The organism is Parendozoicomonas sp. 209JJ7-1 (assembly GCF_058147085.1).
In genome coordinates this window covers 114,409-131,779 of record NZ_JBYVJU010000007.1, presented here as the reverse complement: position 1 = coordinate 131,779, position 17,371 = coordinate 114,409, and the positions used below count along the sequence as shown (strand labels likewise).

Sequence of the window (17,371 nt, the reverse complement as noted above, 5' to 3'; positions counted from 1 at the left end):
TATACTTTCCCCAAAAACACCGCCTCCGTAACCCGGTGGACAGTATAGAAGTTAATCCCCGGATTTCGGCTGCAACTGCCGGATCAGGCTTACCAGAGCCTCAAGGTCCAGTTCATCGCAGCGTTCCAGCACTTGATGAACCCAGGCCTCAGAAACTTTGTTGTCACAGCCAAGCCCAGCGACGATGGTACTCTTGCCAATCCCTCTCAGTTTCTGCTTTTCACTATTCACGCACTCCACCGGCTTCAAAGGCATGGAAAAAGCAAACCGGCTGCCTTTACCCGACGTACGCTGATACCCGAACAGGGCTTCCATACGGGCATTCACAAGTGTGATCCCCCCGCTAGAATCAGCAATCACCATGACATCAGCCGCAGACTCAAGCAAGCCCCTGAAGCGAGCGGTATCACTGATTCGCCCGGTAATGTCCCATAACGCGAACGCGCGCCCGGTCATTACAGAAAAGCGGCGGGCCAACAGGTGAAGTATCGTTTTATTCCACCAGGGCTTATTTAAACGGCTTCAGTGAATGGTCTTACAATAGGCTATTTTTAATCTGGTCTTTTCTTATAGATGAGGACAGGTTGTGATGGGCTTTCATGCAGTTTTGAAACAGTGGGCGTTGTCGTCACTGTGTGCAGTGGTGCTTTCTTCCCCTCTCCTGGGCAGTCATGCTTATGGCTCCTCACCCGGTTCTGTCTCCGGGGATGTGGATCTTGGCCCCTGTTTTTCGTATCTTGCACCACTTCAGGATCCTAAGCACCCAGTCCAGGATAAAGATCAAGATCAGGTTCTTCATAAACAGGCTGAAGTCTGTATTTCTGATCATGGATGCGATGGCTGTGAACAGACTCTGGGCAACGATATAGTCGCATTGACAGAGGAGGCGAAAAAAGCGGGCTTCATAGGTGTTGAATTTCTGGTCGCTGCGAAGTTATGTGCGGCGATGAAAAACAAAGCACACGCTATTTGTAAAGGCTTATGAGGCAGGTGGCCATATCTTGAGAATAGTGAGCACAGACCTGTAGGCTTAAGGATTAGGCTTGTCTGACTGGCGCTTGCTTATTTTACGACACATGTCTTGCAAGGTGCCGGGAATCTCTACACCAGAAATAAGCATAATCCGAACAAAGCCCATAGAGTCATTCCAAACACCTCTTCAGGTATACCTTTCTCTCACGAGCGCAGGTTCTGATATGATAACCGATTGATTCACTAGCTATTCAGGTACTCCATGGAAGTTCTGGTCATTGGAGGTGCAGGCCAGATAGGCTTGGAACTGTGCCGGTTATTAAAAGACGCAGAGATAGCGTTCCGGGCTCCAGGCCGTGATGAGTTTGACCTTGAAAAACACCGGGATGTCTCCCGAAAGATAAAAAACTGGAAGCCGGATATCGTTATCAATACCGCCGGCTACCGTGATGCCGGCCATGCAGACTATGAACCCTCACGCTGCTTCAGCATGAACCGGGACTGCGTGTCCAATCTCGCCAAAGCCTGTGACCAGGTCGAGGCCGCCCTGGTCCAGATATCCTCCTGGAGGGTTTTCGACGGTTCCAAGAAAGAAGCCTACACGGAAAAGGACAGCCCGAACCCTAAAGGGGTACTTGGCAACAGTTTCTGGCAGGGGGAGCAGCAGGTTCACCAGAACTGCCAGCACCATATTATCCTGCGCCTGTCCTGGATTATCAGTCACCGGGGCCATAATCGGATGACTCGAATTCTCGATGGCTTGCAGGCCTCTGAAAAAATGGCCGGTACATGCCCGAACCACACAGGTTGCCCGACCGTGGCTGAAGATGTTGCCCGGGTACTGCTGGCCATTACCCAGCAGATCAGCTGCAATATTGATGTCTGGGGGACTTACCACTACTCAGCAGCAGAACCCGTTAATGAATTTTCTCTGGCGGAAGTTGCCCTGGCAGAAGCGTCCCAGTACCAGGACACACCTGAAGATGCTTTACCGATAGATGAGAAAGAAAACGAGCAAAAGGTCAATGCCTGCCTGGACAGCAGCCGACTGCGGGATACTTTTGGTATCCATGCCCGCCCCTGGCGTAGTGCTTTGGCACGACTGGTAAGGGATTATTATCAAGATAAAAAACGTACAGAAAGCAAAAAAGCCATCAATTGATGGCTTCTTGTATATTCACTATCCGCCAGTTAGAACTTGTAGTTCAGACCTACACGGTAAACGAAGGGATCAAGTTTAACATCCGTCTTAAACTTATTTCCCGGGGAGAAAACCTTCCCCTTGAACGTAGCTTCAGTATCTATATCTATCCAATAAACTGAAGCATTTACACCCAGGTTTTCAGTAAAGGAATAATCGAATCCTGCCTGTAAAGCGATACCAATAGAATCATCAAGATCCAGATCTCTGAAACGTGACTTGTTCTCTCCTTTCAGGCTTTCATCAAAGAAAACCGTATAATTAAGACCTGCACCAACGTAGGGCTGAAATGCTGAAGAAGAAGCCAGGGGGTAATACTGAACAGTCAGGGTAGGTGGTAAGTGTTTAACATTAGCCAGCTTACCAAGCGTAGGACCCAGCCCGCCCTTAGTCTTAATAGAGTGACTAAAAGGAGTGGCTGCCAACAGCTCCACAGCCACATTATCAGTAATCATATATGCCAGAGACAGGCCGAACTGAGTGTTGTTGTTAACATCAACTTTGGTAGGGCTGCCACCAAGAGTGACTACAGACCCGTTCATTTTCACCTTGCCACTTTTAACCTGAGGCGCAACAGTCGCAGCCCCGGCACGCAGAATCATATCCCCTGCCTGATAAGCCTGGGCAGTCCCCGCGGAAAGAACCAGTGCCGCAGATACAGCTGCAGACAGAACAGAAAGCTTGATTCCTGCTTTATTCATAATTGATGTCCTGGTGTGTGTTGGTGTTGTTATTCACTGAATAACCGCCATGTTCCCCCACGGCGGATACTTCACAATGATTCTTCTGGTGTTTTTCAGTAACTCTTTAAAAAAGTCTTTCCTGGAAAGAGCTTGTCTTAGAAAGCCTGTTCATGATCTTAGTGACCGCCTGATGTTTCAGCGGTCGGAGCGTTTATCCTTACGATGACTGTCCTTATATATAAACAGTCCAAACCCTCCCATAAAGGCAATCATCAGCCCTACAGTCGCAATACCAGCAATAACCAGAGTCTCGTAAGGCATAAATCACTCCTTTTCTATTCTTGTCAGAACATTAGAGTTGTATTTCCCTGTCTTGGTTTTAACCTTATACCCAATACGGTTATTACCTATTGATTCAAATCAATAAAGATTCACTTTTAAGGTAGTGGGTCAGATGTGTGTTTTGGCATAAATATCTACCCCGAATGCCACTGCCATTAATGGCCATATCCACAACCTGCTTCTGAACATCAGGAACACAGGCTTTATACCGTTATGTCAGCATGAAGCTTTTACTTTTAATGGTGCATTCTGGATTCTGGCAGCGATAACGTTGAATACCACGGCGGTTGAAGCCGCATTACCCATTGATTGTGCCCCCCAAAATCCCTACTCATTGAGCAAACAAGCATTGACTCGCCTTCATCCCATGTAGCCACTGTCTGCCTATTTTTTCGGCATAAGCCTGTAACGCTTCTTTCCCGCCCACTCCTCGCACAAACCGGTTGCCATGGGGCTGCATGGTTTTCAGCCATTCATCCGGGTTGATACCCAACCGGTGCAAAACCGGTGGCAGGTGAGCGGCAATGGCTCCTCGTTTATCGTCCCGTACAGCGCGCCCCGTCCAGTCTACCAACTCAAAATAATCCGACAGGGCAAAAGAAATAAAACCTTTACCTTGTCGTTTGTCTGTTTTCATAGGCTTCAGCCATTTCTGCTGTGCATTGGCTTCCCGCCATTGCTCTATGCGCTCCTGAATGGACGTAAAATCGGACGTTTCCGGCTGACTGGCAAGACCAGCACGTACAGGATTCAGATCAACATAGGCCATACACGACAGAACAGCAGCTTCGTCCAGCAGCGCCTGACTCTTAAAGCGCCCTTCCCAAAATCGTCCTTTGCATTGGTCTTCTTCGTTGGCCCTGCGGGCCAGGTGTTCGTTTAAACAACGCATAAACCAACTGATATCCAGTAGCCGCTGGCGATAGATATCAGCAAACTCGGCCACCCGTTTTTGCTGGGCTTCATCCTGCAGGCTTCCGGCCAGAAACCGTTGTACCAGTAGCGGGCCATCAAAGAGTTGCGTCCAGCGTTTTAGAACCTCCTGGTCATTCCAGTTGTTGCCCGTTTCGGTATCTACATGCAAAACCACATGGTAATGGTTAGACATGACCGCATAAGCACAGACCTCAATGGAAAAAATACCCGCCAGCTCTTTCAGACGATCGACCACCCAGGGCTTACGGTGCTCGTAACTGTTGCCCGTCAGGGAGTCTTCCCCGCACAGAAAAGCCCGTCGGACACATCGCGCCATGCAGTGATAGTAAGGTGTGCTGTCCAGATCAATCAAGGCGCGGCGCGGGCTGGTCATGGTTTTACTCCTGCTCAATGTGAGTGAGAGAAAAAGTAGACCAGCGGCGAGAGCTGTCCAGTTAATGGATGTCCTTTTTATGTTTCTGCGGCGAGAGCTGTCCAGTTAATGGATGTCCTTTTTATTTTTTCACCGCACGGCTCTTTTCAGGAAAAGCGACTACTGTACTTCGTGTAGTATTCCATGAACGGGTCATGAACATGCTTTCTACCCAACCACGAAAAACAGCACGATCAACCAATACCCTTCTATTTTTCCTGTGCGTCCTGATGCTTTTCCAGGCTCAGGCAGGGAATACTGGCTACCCACCCCCGCCCCAAGGTAAGAAAAATGTTCCCAAGGCCACGGTTCTCAGTAAAGTCACATACGATACTGTCACCATTTCCGAAAAAAACAACCACTCCCTCACAATGAACTTTTCTGCTGACTATGAGAATCAACTCACCGCGCTCTGTCAGAAATACAAGGAGGGGGGATGTTGTATTGAAACGATATGCGGAGTAGGCGGCCCACACTGTTATGATGAGTGGGTGGCGTGTTACGACTCAGTCCAGAACCACCAGAACCAGAGTCTGGATATAGTGGTCAAAGACAAGCCCCTGCATCGCCTGGGGAAATCAGCATTAGTCAAAAACCTGCCTGTGGACCTGACGCATAATCACAACCCCTCTTTCAAAGTTACATTACACGACGACAAAGTTGATTTTTCCCACGGTGTTTATACCTGGCAACTTTACCCTGTGGTCGCAGGCAAGGAAGTAGACGCCCACCCTCAGGTGCTTTATGGCAAGACACCGTCTCATGGCAAGATTATGTATCTCTACTACGGGGTGGTTATACCTGATCTCTCTCATGTCACCACTCAGGATGATAAGAATTATATAGTTGCAACAGCGGAAGACGCTCAGGTTTTCTCAGCCATCCGCCCCGACTGTCATTACCTCCCTGGCAATCTGGTGATAAAAAGCAAGCACGTACCAGAGGCGGACACCGTACACGACCTGTCGGGTCTTGAGTGCCTGACAGAAATCGGCGGTTCGTTGCTGGTGGAGGACGATAACACCGAGCTTCAGTCATTCAAGGGACTGAATAATCTGGCTAAAACAGGAGGCAATATAGAGGTGGTGGGCGCACTGGCTCTGAAGAACCTGGAGGGGTTGAACAGTCTGCAACGCATTGGCGGGCAACTTATTCTGCATGAGAGCACGGGGCTGCAGTCTCTGGACGGACTCAACAACCTCAAAGAGGTCAATGGTATTTTTCTGCAGCTTCTCGACAACCTCACATCTATAGAGGGCCTGTCCAGTCTGGAAACAGTCAACGGCCCGTTTATTATCGATGTTATGGATGAACTGCCTTCTCTCAAGGGGTTGGAATCATTAAGAACAGTCAGGAACAAGTTAAACATTCTCAACAATGACAAACTGTCTGACTGTACGGCGTTGTGTTCTCTTCTAAAAGCACATGGCAACCACGGGCCAACAAAGATAATTGGTAATATCGGACAGTGTTCTTCTGAGGAAAACGTGCTGCAACATTGCCATTAGTCTCTGTCCGGGCGTCTTTTGTCTTTTGTCACCGGAAGTCGTTAAAACACAGAGCGGCCTGACCTGATACGACTGAATAGCAGGTGAGTCATGAAAACCACATACCAGCTCGCTGGACTGTGCTTTTTTTGGCTCATCGGTGCTTGTTACGGGTGATCAGGAATGCCTTCACGAGTGCGAGACTCAGCTTAAAGAGGAATAAAGGAAATAAAATAAAAAATAGAAAATAAAGGACACCCATTGATTGTGCCCCCCCCCAAATCCCTACTCATTGAGCAAACAAGCATTGACTCGCCTTCATCCCATGTAGCCACTGTCTGCCTATTTTTTCGGCATAAGCCTGTAACACTTCTTTCCCACCCACTCCTCGCACAAACCGGTTGCCATGGGGCTGCATGGTTTTCAGCCATTCATCCGGGTTGATACCCAGCCGATGCAAAACCGGTGGCAAATAAAATAAAAAATAAAAAGGAAAATAAAAAGGACATCCATTAACTGGACACCAGTTTATGGATGTCCTTTTTATCTTGCCACCCTGCAAAATCTGAAAGTCGATGGCGTCTCTTACTGGTCCCCGAGAACCGGCTGGCAGCGGGTAAAAAACCATAAGGACTATCTGGGGTTTGAGAAAACAGCAGAACCACGACATCTACTGATACTGAATCCATTTCCCCTGCCTCAACAGACCCTGCTGAGCCTGTTGCACCATTCTGGTCCCTACCCGGTGGCCGGCAGCACTGGGGATCATAGCCTGAATGAGGTGCTTGAGTCCGGACGCCTGCCCTTTCATGAAATATTGCCTCATCAGTACCGGCTCAATCAAAATTTGGGCGCAACATCCGGCGACAGGGATATAAGGGTATTTTTCAGTACCCTGAGCAGTACAAAACGTGCCAGGATTCTCGATCAACTGCGAGCCTCACCCGAAAAGGTGTTAGGGTTTATCCGCAATCTGCAGACCCGTTTTAATGCCACAGATTTTCTGACGGCTCTTACCCGGGCCACTCTGGACTCTGACAGCACCCTCTGGCAGACCATCACCGAGATAGACCACCGCCTGATCAAGGCTGATTCCATTCCCAGCGATACACGGACCACATACAATGCACTGATACATGGCCGGAGGATTATGCTGCTCACCCTCTGGATCATTAACCGCCCCCGGATAACCCGGGAGCATATCTCCACTCTCAGAAACAACGCCAAAATCAGTCTAGAGATACTCAAATACACTCATCCTGAATATACCCGCATACTGCGGAGCATAGTGTACCGGGTTGAGGCATCACACTTGTCCGGACACGACTAATCAACAGTAACAACCTCCGGCCGCCCTCGGCCAAGCCCGGAAAAGCGGAAAAGGGGGGAAAGCGGTCGGGTTTATTTTCCTCTGCCACCTTTCCCTTTAAATGAACCTGACCCCATAACGAAAAAAACAGAAATCACCTATTTCTCTAAAACAGACAGAGCCGGTAAAATTTACCTGATTACCCAGGAACGCTCCATGTCTCCATCAGATCTTCCCATTATCTCTATACTGCCTGAACTCTGCCAGACCCTTTCAAACCACTGCCGGGTTTTACTGCAGGCCCCACCCGGAGCGGGCAAGACTACACTTGCCCCCCTGGCGCTGCTGAAAACAGAATGGCTTGGGAAAGGTAAGATCCTTCTGCTGGAACCCCGTCGTCTGGCAGCCCGTTCTGCGGCTAGACGCATGGCAGAACTTCTGGGAGAAAAGGTTGGCCAGACTATCGGCTGGCGGATGCAGCTGGATACAAAAGTCAGCAAACAGACACGCCTCGAAGTTGTCACCGAAGGTGTTCTTACCCGTATACTGCAGTCTGACCCGGCGCTGGAAGATGTCGGACTTATTATCTTCGACGAGTTCCACGAACGATCCCTCCAGGGGGATCTGGGTCTGACCCTCGCCCTGCAAAGCCAGATGGGTTATCGGGATGATGATAATCCCCTCAGGCTTCTGGTGATGTCCGCGACCCTGGCCACCGATGAACTGGAAGACTTTCTTGAATGTCCGGTCATTACCAGTGAAGGCCGCAGCTACCCGGTCAGCTGTTACTACCGGGAGCGAACAGTTCCCCGGGATGACCGCCGGGAATTGATTAACCAGTGCGCGGCAACCATCCGCCAGGCACTCAGTAATCATTCCGGCAGCCTGCTAGCGTTTCTTCCCGGCAGCGGAGAAATACGCCAGCTTGCAGAAACACTGCAGGGCACCCTGCCAGATAACACCTCACTCCACAGCCTCTACGGAGATTTGGATAAAAACGCCCAGGACAGAGCCATCCAACCGGCACCCAATGGAGAACGTAAAGTGGTTCTGGCCACGGCCATCGCGGAGTCCAGTTTAACCATTGAAGGCGTGCATATTGTTGTAGACGCTGGGCTGATGCGTGTTCCCGGATTCAATCCTCGCACGGGTATGTCCCGTCTGGATACACTGCGGGTGTCAGATGCCAGCGCTACCCAGAGAGCAGGGCGTGCAGGACGCCTCGCTCCCGGACACTGCTATCGACTATGGACAGAAAGCGAACAGAAACAGCTCGTCGCCTATTCCAGGCCGGAAATTCTGGAGTCTGATCTGACGCCACTGGCCCTGGAGCTTTTGTCCTGGGGTGTCAGTGATATCAATGAGCTGGACTGGCTGACACCACCACCTGTATCAACCATAAATCAGGCTTTTGATCTGCTGGAAACCCTGGGAGCTGTCCAGAGACATAGCGACGGTCGTCGTCAGATCACCCGTCATGGCCAGTCTATGGCCAGACTTAGCCTGCATCCCCGCCTTTCCCATATGATGTTAACCGCCAAGGAGCACGACCTGGAATGGCTGGCCGGACAACTGTGCGTTTTAATGAGTGAGCGGGACCCTCTGGCCAGCCACCGTGATGTCGGTGTGGATATCAATCTGCGCCTTGCTTTTATGGAAGGCCAGAATATTCCAGGGTTGAAAACACCCCGACAGGAATCTGGCCGCATACGACAGCTGGCCAGTCGCTGGCAGCAACGTTTAGGCAACCCACAGCGTCATGATTACAGCACCGAAGATATTGCCTTTCTCCTGGCCAGCGCTTATCCCGACCGCATTGCCAGTCGTCGAGGGCAGAATGGCCGCTACCTGATGAGCAGCGGCCAGGGTGTAGCCTTTCGGAATCAGGAGCCTCTGTCAGCGGCAGATTTTCTGGTGATCCCAGCTGTTGGCGGCCATAGCAGCCAGCGGGAAGCCAGCGTATTCCTGGCCGGTGAAATCAGCCTGCCCACCATTGAGGAACTGTTTGCTGACCAGATTCAAACTATTGAAAAGGTTCAGTGGAGCAAACAGGATAAAGCCGTACTGGCGGCCCGGGAAGAACGTTTGGGCGCACTGACCCTGACCAGCAAACCTATCCAGAACCTGAGCCCGGAAGTTATTGCCAAAGGACTGCTGGAGGGTATTCGAGAAACCGGGCTGAATGCTCTGCCCTGGAACAAGGCCAGCAATAGCCTGCGCCAGAGAATCCAGTGTTTGCACAACGTGGATAACAGCTGGCCAGATTTTTCCGATCAGATATTGCTGAACACTCTGGAAGAGTGGCTGGAGCCGTTTATTACCGGTATGAGCCGCCTGAATCACCTGAAAAAACTCAACCTGGTGGAGTGCCTGCAATCTACCCTTGACTGGTCACTGCTTCAGGAGCTGAACAAAGAAGCACCGGAACGGTTGAAAGTACCCAGCGGTTCCCATATCACCATTGACTACAGCAATCCCGATGAGCCTATCCTGGCGGTCAAGCTCCAGGAATTGTTCGGCCTGCTTGAAACTCCAAAACTGGTCTATGGCAAAATCCCTCTGACTATTGAGCTGCTGTCACCGGCTCGCCGGCCTGTGCAGAAAACCCGCGACCTTCGCAGCTTCTGGAACAATACCTATCTGGAAATCAAAAAGGATTTAAAAGGCCGCTATCCAAAGCATTATTGGCCGGAAGACCCTATGACGGCGGTTGCCACCCGCCATGTGCGCCCCAGATAAACACCATTTATGCCTTCAGTGCCGGATACTTGTCATCCAGCCCGGAGGCCCCCGGACGGGCACAATTCCACTGCTATGATTCCCTGTACTTGCGATTGAAACCCTCACACAGCACAACAGGGAGTTGTTGGCATGATGAAAAAGACACTGAAAACACTGGGACTGGCTCTTTCTCTGGCTGCCACTCCGGTTCTGGCCGAAATTAAAATCCAGGAAAGCCATTCAAACCGCTATGGCAAAGCCTCTGCCCTGGTACCAAACTGGTCCAGCCTGAACAGTATTCCCGGCAACAACACTTATCAGGAAACCATTAAGGTTCTGTCTGTATGTGTAAATGGTCGCAGTTTCGTGGTTGCCATGGGCATGGCCGGTGTGTGGGACCGTTTAACCGATAGCGGCGCGGGTGCCGGTGCGGGTGCCGGCGTTGTTCAGGTATTTGATAACGACGGTCGGGGCAACCTGACTGCCGTTGCCTGTAAGTAAGTCTGTTTCCGGCAGAGTGTATGTACTTTGCCGGATTCCTTCCTAAGGCTTCTACCTAATCACCAAGGGGTGGCCAGGGTCTTAACTCTTCACTCTCTATCCAGGATTTCACCCACCCTTCCGGCTCCGGATTCCAGTCACGCAGCTCCATAGCTTCGAGAACTTCATCCACTGGAACAACACCACTCTTGTCTGTTATGGCTGTACGCAGCAGCACCGAAGACACTGGCTGATCATTCACCCACATGGACTGTTCCATATAAGCCCAGCGCTCCTCCACAGCCGCCAATCGTGTGTACATAGTGACTTCATCGAAGATTCTGACCCGCTTTCTGTAACGAACCGTACTGCCCGCAACCGCCAGCCCCCATTTCTTAGCCTTTAATACGGCTCCAAACCCTGAACGGATGGACAGATCAAAACGTCCCAGATCGTACAATGTCAGAATCCTGCCGTTGTTCATTTCCATAAACAGATCAAGATCCCACGGCATACAGCGGAAAGTAATCTTCCCAGTAGCATCTGGAGAGAGCTTCGGAGCCTTCATGGCTTTTATAATCGTTATAAAAAAACGGATAAATGGATACATGCCGGATTTACTTATCGAGTCATTTGATCATTATTCGTTCACCGGACTAACTGACCGGCAGATTTTTGCCCGCCTGGTTACAAACCACACTATCAGCCCGACAGTTAAAACGCTTCCCACTGTTACCAGCAGTACCTCTGTACGCCCGCCACCGTTCTGCAACAATTCCAGCAAGTCCCGTGACTCACTGCCAATCCACAGTGACAGCAATGTGCGGGGCAGCATGCCCACTGTTCCCGCCAGCAAGAACACTGAGATTCTAACCCGCAACGCAGCCAGCACCAGATTCATCAGACTAAAGGGCAGAGCCGGTGATAACCGGACCAGAACCATCATGGTACAGGGCCGTATTCCCAGATCTCGAGCGACCTTAGCTACCGCTCCAAACTGCACCAGACTTTCAAGAAAACGGCCCCCATCCAGCTTTCGCCCCAAACCGTAGCCGAACACTGAAGCCAGGCTATAAGCAAGAACCAGAAAGACAATGCTCTCCATGCCCATAAAAAAGCCGCTCACAAGAGCGATAAAGGTGGTGGGTGTCAGCCCCAGAGCCATTGTTATAGCTGTGGAAACCACCATCCATTGCCCGTATTCAACGGCCAGCCTGTCCACGACATCAAGATTGCCCAGCAGCCATCCCCCGAGCGCAGAACTGAATAATAACGGCATAACGGAAAAAAAGGCCAGACCAGAAGCCAGACGACGGTTCTCTGAGAACAGAGCGACAATATAAGAAGGAATAACGTTCATCGAACAATTATGCCATTCTGTAAGTAATACAGGGAGAGGAATGCGCGCATGCCCGGACCCGCTTATGATATTGAGCTGATCAGCAACACCTCCATGGCTGACAACACCATCGGATTGACCTTTAAGGCTGACAGTTTTCCAAACTTTGAGGCCGGGCAGTTTGTATCCATCCGGTTTGAGTACAAGGGTGAAAGCCACAAACGCAGCTACAGCATTGCCAGCTCCCCTGAACATTTACAGGAAATGGGTTCTCTGGATATAGCTATCGGCCTTGTTCCAAACGGCTGTGCCAGTGAATGTTTTGCCAAAGCCCAACCCGGTGACCAGTTCACCATGACAGGTCCCTTCGGCGTGCTGACCCTGCCCTCCGATATGCCGGAGCGGCTGGTACTTGTGGGAACAGGAACGGGGGTAGCGCCCTACCGGGCCATGCTTCCTCAGCTGGAATCAGCCATAAAGCAGGGCGTGAAAGTTCATATCATTATGGGCACCCGCCGTCGTACAGACCTGTTTTACCAGGATGAATTCCTGCAACTGACGAAAGAAACTTACAACGCTTCTTTTGAAATCTGCCTGAGCAGGGAGCAAAATCTCGACCAAAATGCCTGTGAATTCCCCGGTTATGTTCAGAACCGCTTTCCCCACCTTGACCTTATGCCGGGAAAAGACCTTATCTACCTCTGCGGCAACCCCTCCATGATAGACGACAGTATAACCATACTCAGTGAGGCAGGGTTTGGCCCGCGACAGATACGCCGGGAAAAGTACACTTTCTCAAGGTAAAAACCCGTTAGTCAAAACCGTACCCTGTGTGTTAGAAAATAGAAAACGCCTCTTTCTGGGATCCATGCATGCCCAAATTTCATCATAAGACCGTTGTTATAACCGGTGCCTGTGGAGGAATCGGACGCGCCCTTGCCCTGCGTTTTGGTGAATGTGGCGCACGCATTGCTCTGATAGATATTAATCAGGAACAATTAGCCGCCTTTAGCGAACATCTTGAAAGCAGGAATATCCAGGTCCATGGTTATCTCTGCGACATCAGCGATGCTGAACAGGTCCAGAAAAGCTTTCTGCGCATTGCCGAAGACTTCGGCAGCATTGATGTGCTGATAAACAACGCCGGTGTCACCCATCACTCCCGCTTTGAAGAGACTGATCCCGCAGTTTTCCAAACCCTTATGAATGTCAACTATTTCGGTGCCCTCCACTGCACTCGGGCGGCCCTGCCCGCCCTGATAGACTCCCGTGGCCAGATAATTACCATGAGCAGCATGTCAGGATTCGCTCCGTTATGGTTTCGCAGCGCTTACTGTGCCAGCAAGCATGCCTTACATGGACTGTTTGACTGTTTACGGGTTGAGCTTCGGGAAAAAGGCGTGCATGTGATGATGGTCTGCCCGGGCTTTACCGCGACAGATATTTACCACAACGCTTTACAGGCCGATGGCTCTGTCTCCAGTCACCCTTTGGAAATGACCGGAAAAGCCACCACGCCGGCAGAGGTGGCTGATGAAATCTATATGGCCGCGAGGAAACGTAAAAGGTTACTGATTATGTCTAACGTAGACTGGCGGGCCAGGATCTTTGCCCGCCTGCTGCCAGGTTTCTTTGAACGCCATATGGCCCACCGTATCAGCGGCGTGCGAACCGCAGTGCAGGACGCAGTGCAGGACGCAGTGCAAAAATAGGTGTTATACAAAACAACCGCCAGCACACCAAAGCCAGGCTGACCCATTTACCAGCTAATAAAATCACCCCGAATTCCTGGGCTTGTCCCGGCCAGCAATGAGAAGCCAGATCAAAATACCACTGATACCCAGCAGCGTTCCTCCAGCCACATCCGCTCCCCAGTGTTTTCCAAGATACAGCCGTGACAATCCAACCAGTCCACCAAGGCTTAACCCCAGTGTCCACAACCACGGCTGTTTACCCACAGGCAGAAAGCGACTGAAATACCAGCAGAACAACAGCAGCGTGTAAAAAACAAATGTCGTATGACCACTGGGATAGGAGAAACTGCTGGAACCTGCCCCTTCCGGACGGGGAACCGCCATACCATTACTGAGAGAAATAAAGAACACTTCCAGCAGCACAGACAGGAAAACAAACTGAATAAAGCGTTTTACTCCCCAATCTCTGAATATCCAGTACCCCATAACCACCAGAAGCAAAATACTGACTGGCCTGTTTCCCAGGGTGCTGACTGCAGAGAACAGCCCGTCCATGAAAGGTGTATGGAACGGCTGTAACCAGGCATGTAAATCCATATTCAGCTGGAGTACAAAAGGTGTTTTAACCAGAAGCGTCACAGCCATAAAGACCACGACAACAATGCCAAGGTAACTCCACAGAAGAGCCTTCCGGGACCGAAACTCTAGTAGTTTCTGATGAATATAATGTCCACCAAAAGCCAGTAACAGAGAGACAACGAAAACCGAAGCGATGAGAATCAACAATATCATCGACACATGGTTCTGCCAGTGCAGGGAAGCTCCTACAAAATACCCCGGCAACAGATAGGCCGGGGACCATGCCAGGGCGGAAACAATATTAATAAAGTAAAAATACCGGGCCGGCATACCGAGCATTCCGGCAACAACAGGAATCACAGGCCGTATCGGGCCGATAAAGCGCCCAAGGGCAATACTGATACCACCATGTTGATGAAAGAATTTTTCACCACTGTCCAGCCACTGGGGGTGGGAACGGAAGAGCCACCATCCCCGAATGCGGTGGTGGAACACCTGCCCAAGAATAAAACTGATGCCATCACCCAGCACAGCCCCCACAAACCCGGCAAACAGCATGGTCCAGATATCAAGGGCTCCACCACCCGCCAGGGAAGCTGCGGTAAACAGCATCACCACCCCCGGTAACAGCAGGCCAATAACCGCAACAGATTCCAGAAAGGCTATCAGGCCAATTATCACCGCCAGCCAGTCCTGGTGATTTTGTAGCCATTCTGTCATTGGGCTTAATTCCACTCGGCCATTCCCCGGTTCTTTATTAGACACTTATTATCGGTAAAAATAATGACAATAGTCCTGAAGTAAAGAGCTGTTATGCCCATTGCCAGAAAAAGAGCAAGTACGGACACATCCCGCATCAGTATAAGCGCCCTGTATACCGGTCATATCTGGTATCGGAACGGCCTTTCCCTGCCGGAGTTTTATTCACCACTGGGTCGTCTCAGTTACTGGCTGTTATGGCCAGTCAATCGGTTCATTAAACTTCTGGCCGGTGCCGATATTGAAACCTTTCTGCTGGAGCGCCATAAAATCATTGATTATCTGACCGCAGAAAAAATCAAATGTCACCCAAATATTCAGATAGTGGAAATTGCCTGCGGGCTTTCTCCCAGGGGTACCCGGTTTATATCCTCAAACAGAACCGGAACCCTGAATTACACAGAAGCCGACCTCCCGGATATGGCCCGCCAGAAGCATAAGTTGCTGCAAGATCTTGGTCGGCTCTCAGATAATCACACGGTAAAAACCTGCAATATTCTGGAAACTGAAGGGGTGCACTCTCTGGAAACGCTTCTGGAAGAACTGGATAAAAGTCGTCCTGTTCTGGTTATTACCGAAGGGCTGGTCAATTACTTTGAACTGCCGGTTATCAGTGCAGTGTGGAGTCGCATGGCCCAGGCCCTGAAACAGTTCCCGACAGGATACTATCTGACGGAAGTGTATCCAGACCTCCACGAACACCCCCACTATCCGTGGATGCAGAGGGCCAGAAAGCTGGTTGCGGCACTAACCCGGGGGGATTACCCTCTGCATTACCGCAATGATAGTGATATGAAACAAGGGATTGAGGGCTGTGGGTTCAGCGAAGCACTTATCCACAACCCCGCTAATTACTATGAACGCCTAAAACTACGAAACCCGAACATCGACAGTGCTGTTCGGGTGGTGGAATGTGAAGCTTAAAATTTAAAAGCTTGAACACCCTGCTGGTCAGACAGCCTCAAGCTGTTCTGGCTGGGTAGGAAAGCAGGCTGGGGAATAGGTTTCACTGAGAAAATAGCTTTCATCCAGAAGATAATTCCGGAAGATTCCCGCTTTATTCAGATCCATATGGATAAACTGGCAACGGATAGAACAACCATCCTGCTCCAGCACATGAATAGGTAATAACAAGCTCACCGATTCAATAAACAGTTGCAGGTTACGCACAGGAAGTTGACTTGAAACATTCTTATTGAGAGTCAGCCTGCCACCAAAATAATTAATATCTTCAATGGAGCAGTGCAGACTCTCGCCGTTGTCTATTTGAAGTACACAGGCACTGTTGTTTACCGGTACCAGCCTCGGACTGATCCGCCGTTCAAGAGTCTGCGCCTCCTGTCGGGAGAACACCCGGTAATCACTACAGGTCACCAATGGCAATTCGCGAAGGAAGGTGATGTACAAAGCACAGTTCCCTTCCCGGCGGGCAAAAATACTCATGTGATCCGCGTCTCGCACCAGGGCAAATTGCCCCCGCTCACAGTTCAGGGCGAACTCGGCATTCTCGTGGGGCATGGTAAAATGATCCAGCTCGCCTGTGGCCACCAGCGTCGGGCAGGAAGGGTATTCATCAACACCTTCCATACGCAGCAATCTGCGGGTATTTAACAGAAAGCGCTCACGCTCTTCTTCGCTTAGTCTGGACACCTGCCGCAACAGCAGCCTGCGGTGCACACCGTCCATATTGGTTCTGTCCAGATGGTAACCGTTAATCATGGTAGACACGGCTCCATGAGTAAACTCTTCTATTCGGCCTTCCCGGCAAAGGTGGAAGGACTCTTCCAGCATCAGTCTTAAAGCGGGCCTGCCCTTACCCGTTGTTCCCCCCAAAAGCAGACGGGACATATGGGCTGGGTGCCGGGTCGCAAACAGACTGGCAACCAGTGAACCGTAGGAAACCCCCACCAAATGAATGGTTTCCAGGGTCTGGGCATCCAGAAACTCTTTTAACAGATCGGCAAGATCAGCCAGCTCCAGCTCCGGAGCCAGCTGCAGGTTATTTCCCTGGGAAGGGAGGTCAACAAGGATAACCGGGAAATACTTCAGAACTTCGGTGACTTCATAACGAAAGCTGCGGAAATTCTGGAAAGCTCCGGACAGAAAAACGACAGGGGTTTGAGAAATATTTTGAGGGTAAGAATAAGACTGGTATTCAATACGCCATTTCCCAGACATAACAACATCGGGTTTATCATCCAGCTTACGCACTGAAAAATCGGTATCGTATTCCATTATCAGGTTCCCGGTTCCGGCCACTTTCAGCCATTTATCACCATTTACTGCCAGCCCCTAATGTCCGACCCCTTCGGTGATATATAACGTGGCTCTTCTTTTATCTGGTCATCCGTTAACCCTTCCCGGATGGTAAATGCTTCCTTCCGAAATGTATACACACCGTTCATGACCAGTCCAATTACCCCATCATCGTCCTTCGGGAAATCTTATCATTGGCCA

Annotated in this window: 18 protein-coding genes; 9 read left to right on the top strand and 9 right to left on the bottom strand. The window is 50.5% G+C overall.

Features of this window, described 5'->3' with window-relative positions:
- Positions 1-51 precede the first annotated feature (51 nt).
- Positions 52-456, bottom strand: coding sequence for a PAS domain-containing protein (locus tag ACY2RQ_RS09010; RefSeq protein WP_490112633.1), 405 nt, complete (start codon positions 454-456; stop codon positions 52-54).
- Positions 457-586: 130 nt separating this feature from the next.
- On the opposite strand from ACY2RQ_RS09010, the gene ACY2RQ_RS09005 reads away from it, so the two are divergent.
- A complete protein-coding gene (locus ACY2RQ_RS09005) occupies positions 587-985 on the top strand; it encodes a hypothetical protein (protein WP_490112632.1) in 399 nt (132 codons plus the stop codon).
- A gap of 249 nt (positions 986-1,234) precedes the next feature.
- Entirely contained in the window at positions 1,235-2,134 is a 900-nt protein-coding gene (locus ACY2RQ_RS09000) for an SDR family oxidoreductase (protein ID WP_490112631.1), read from the top strand.
- Between the two features lie 29 nt (positions 2,135-2,163).
- Here ACY2RQ_RS09000 and ACY2RQ_RS08995 read toward each other — a convergent pair whose 3' ends face one another.
- From ACY2RQ_RS08995 to ACY2RQ_RS08985, 3 genes are all read right to left on the bottom strand, one after another.
- Positions 2,164-2,874, bottom strand: a complete 711-nt coding sequence (locus tag ACY2RQ_RS08995) for an OmpW/AlkL family protein (protein ID WP_490112630.1) — start codon at positions 2,872-2,874, stop codon at positions 2,164-2,166.
- A gap of 177 nt (positions 2,875-3,051) precedes the next feature.
- Positions 3,052-3,177 (bottom strand): cytochrome c oxidase subunit CcoM, encoded by a 126-nt coding sequence (ccoM, locus tag ACY2RQ_RS08990; RefSeq protein ID WP_490112629.1) that lies wholly within the window; start codon positions 3,175-3,177, stop codon positions 3,052-3,054.
- Positions 3,178-3,529: 352 nt separating this feature from the next.
- Positions 3,530-4,507 carry a transposase gene (locus ACY2RQ_RS08985; RefSeq protein WP_490112628.1) on the bottom strand — a complete coding sequence of 326 codons (978 nt, stop codon included), beginning with the start codon at positions 4,505-4,507 and terminating at the stop codon, positions 3,530-3,532.
- Positions 4,508-4,707: 200 nt separating this feature from the next.
- Between ACY2RQ_RS08985 and ACY2RQ_RS08980 the strand changes: the two genes are divergently transcribed.
- Positions 4,708-6,054 carry a hypothetical protein gene (locus ACY2RQ_RS08980; protein ID WP_490112627.1) on the top strand — a complete coding sequence of 449 codons (1,347 nt, stop codon included), beginning with the start codon at positions 4,708-4,710 and terminating at the stop codon, positions 6,052-6,054.
- A gap of 268 nt (positions 6,055-6,322) precedes the next feature.
- On the opposite strand, the gene ACY2RQ_RS08975 is transcribed toward ACY2RQ_RS08980, so the two are convergent.
- Positions 6,323-6,661, bottom strand: coding sequence for a hypothetical protein (locus ACY2RQ_RS08975; RefSeq protein WP_490112626.1), 339 nt, complete (start codon positions 6,659-6,661; stop codon positions 6,323-6,325).
- Between the two features lie 117 nt (positions 6,662-6,778).
- Between ACY2RQ_RS08975 and ACY2RQ_RS08970 the strand changes: the two genes are divergently transcribed.
- From ACY2RQ_RS08970 to ACY2RQ_RS08960, 3 genes are all read left to right on the top strand, one after another.
- Positions 6,779-7,363 carry a hypothetical protein gene (locus tag ACY2RQ_RS08970; protein WP_490112625.1) on the top strand — a complete coding sequence of 195 codons (585 nt, stop codon included), beginning with the start codon at positions 6,779-6,781 and terminating at the stop codon, positions 7,361-7,363.
- A gap of 195 nt (positions 7,364-7,558) precedes the next feature.
- Entirely contained in the window at positions 7,559-10,081 is a 2,523-nt protein-coding gene (gene hrpB / locus ACY2RQ_RS08965; protein WP_490112624.1) for an ATP-dependent helicase HrpB, read from the top strand.
- A 132-nt stretch (positions 10,082-10,213) separates the two neighbouring features.
- A complete protein-coding gene (locus ACY2RQ_RS08960; RefSeq protein WP_490112623.1) occupies positions 10,214-10,564 on the top strand; it encodes a hypothetical protein in 351 nt (116 codons plus the stop codon).
- A gap of 55 nt (positions 10,565-10,619) precedes the next feature.
- Here the strand turns inward: ACY2RQ_RS08960 and ACY2RQ_RS08955 are convergent, their stop codons facing one another.
- The gene (locus tag ACY2RQ_RS08955) at positions 10,620-11,057 is read right to left on the bottom strand and encodes an acyl-CoA thioesterase (protein ID WP_490112622.1); all 438 of its coding nucleotides are present in this window, start codon (positions 11,055-11,057) and stop codon (positions 10,620-10,622) included.
- A gap of 126 nt (positions 11,058-11,183) precedes the next feature.
- Positions 11,184-11,903 (bottom strand): TVP38/TMEM64 family protein, encoded by a 720-nt coding sequence (locus ACY2RQ_RS08950; protein ID WP_490112621.1) that lies wholly within the window; start codon positions 11,901-11,903, stop codon positions 11,184-11,186.
- Positions 11,904-11,951: 48 nt separating this feature from the next.
- Between ACY2RQ_RS08950 and ACY2RQ_RS08945 the strand changes: the two genes are divergently transcribed.
- Together ACY2RQ_RS08945 and ACY2RQ_RS08940 are read left to right on the top strand one after the other, a co-directional pair.
- Positions 11,952-12,686 carry an FAD-binding oxidoreductase gene (locus ACY2RQ_RS08945; protein WP_490112620.1) on the top strand — a complete coding sequence of 245 codons (735 nt, stop codon included), beginning with the start codon at positions 11,952-11,954 and terminating at the stop codon, positions 12,684-12,686.
- Between the two features lie 68 nt (positions 12,687-12,754).
- The gene (locus ACY2RQ_RS08940) at positions 12,755-13,594 is read left to right on the top strand and encodes an SDR family oxidoreductase (protein ID WP_490112619.1); all 840 of its coding nucleotides are present in this window, start codon (positions 12,755-12,757) and stop codon (positions 13,592-13,594) included.
- Between the two features lie 63 nt (positions 13,595-13,657).
- Here the strand turns inward: ACY2RQ_RS08940 and ACY2RQ_RS08935 are convergent, their stop codons facing one another.
- Positions 13,658-14,875 (bottom strand): VTT domain-containing protein, encoded by a 1,218-nt coding sequence (locus ACY2RQ_RS08935; RefSeq protein WP_490112618.1) that lies wholly within the window; start codon positions 14,873-14,875, stop codon positions 13,658-13,660.
- Positions 14,876-14,968: 93 nt separating this feature from the next.
- Here ACY2RQ_RS08935 and ACY2RQ_RS08930 point away from each other — a divergent pair, with 93 nt between their 5' ends.
- Complete coding sequence (locus ACY2RQ_RS08930; RefSeq protein ID WP_490112617.1) at positions 14,969-15,838, top strand: class I SAM-dependent methyltransferase; 870 nt, start codon at positions 14,969-14,971, stop codon at positions 15,836-15,838.
- Positions 15,839-15,865: 27 nt separating this feature from the next.
- On the opposite strand, the gene ACY2RQ_RS08925 is transcribed toward ACY2RQ_RS08930, so the two are convergent.
- Complete coding sequence (locus tag ACY2RQ_RS08925; protein ID WP_490112616.1) at positions 15,866-17,149, bottom strand: alpha/beta fold hydrolase; 1,284 nt, start codon at positions 17,147-17,149, stop codon at positions 15,866-15,868.
- Between the last annotated feature and the right edge of the window lie 222 nt (positions 17,150-17,371).

Excerpts from the sequence above, each read along its gene's own strand:
- ACY2RQ_RS09010 (WP_490112633.1), bottom strand. The coding sequence starts at position 456 with ATGACCGGGCGCGCGTTCGCGTTATGGGACATTACCGGGCGAATCAGT.
- ACY2RQ_RS08960 (WP_490112623.1), top strand. The coding sequence starts at position 10,214 with ATGATGAAAAAGACACTGAAAACACTGGGACTGGCTCTTTCTCTGGCT.
- ACY2RQ_RS08985 (WP_490112628.1), bottom strand. The coding sequence starts at position 4,507 with ATGACCAGCCCGCGCCGCGCCTTGATTGATCTGGACAGCACACCTTAC.
- ACY2RQ_RS08945 (WP_490112620.1), top strand. The coding sequence starts at position 11,952 with ATGCCCGGACCCGCTTATGATATTGAGCTGATCAGCAACACCTCCATG.
- ACY2RQ_RS08950 (WP_490112621.1), bottom strand. The coding sequence starts at position 11,903 with ATGAACGTTATTCCTTCTTATATTGTCGCTCTGTTCTCAGAGAACCGT.
- ACY2RQ_RS08930 (WP_490112617.1), top strand. The coding sequence starts at position 14,969 with ATGCCCATTGCCAGAAAAAGAGCAAGTACGGACACATCCCGCATCAGT.
- ACY2RQ_RS08955 (WP_490112622.1), bottom strand. The coding sequence starts at position 11,057 with ATGCCGTGGGATCTTGATCTGTTTATGGAAATGAACAACGGCAGGATT.
- ccoM (WP_490112629.1), bottom strand. The coding sequence starts at position 3,177 with ATGCCTTACGAGACTCTGGTTATTGCTGGTATTGCGACTGTAGGGCTG.
- ACY2RQ_RS08940 (WP_490112619.1), top strand. The coding sequence starts at position 12,755 with ATGCCCAAATTTCATCATAAGACCGTTGTTATAACCGGTGCCTGTGGA.
- ACY2RQ_RS08980 (WP_490112627.1), top strand. The coding sequence starts at position 4,708 with ATGCTTTCTACCCAACCACGAAAAACAGCACGATCAACCAATACCCTT.
- ACY2RQ_RS09000 (WP_490112631.1), top strand. The coding sequence starts at position 1,235 with ATGGAAGTTCTGGTCATTGGAGGTGCAGGCCAGATAGGCTTGGAACTG.
- ACY2RQ_RS08995 (WP_490112630.1), bottom strand. The coding sequence starts at position 2,874 with ATGAATAAAGCAGGAATCAAGCTTTCTGTTCTGTCTGCAGCTGTATCT.
- ACY2RQ_RS08925 (WP_490112616.1), bottom strand. The coding sequence starts at position 17,149 with ATGGAATACGATACCGATTTTTCAGTGCGTAAGCTGGATGATAAACCC.
- hrpB (WP_490112624.1), top strand. The coding sequence starts at position 7,559 with ATGTCTCCATCAGATCTTCCCATTATCTCTATACTGCCTGAACTCTGC.
- ACY2RQ_RS08935 (WP_490112618.1), bottom strand. The coding sequence starts at position 14,875 with ATGACAGAATGGCTACAAAATCACCAGGACTGGCTGGCGGTGATAATT.
- ACY2RQ_RS08975 (WP_490112626.1), bottom strand. The coding sequence starts at position 6,661 with ATGGTTTTTTACCCGCTGCCAGCCGGTTCTCGGGGACCAGTAAGAGAC.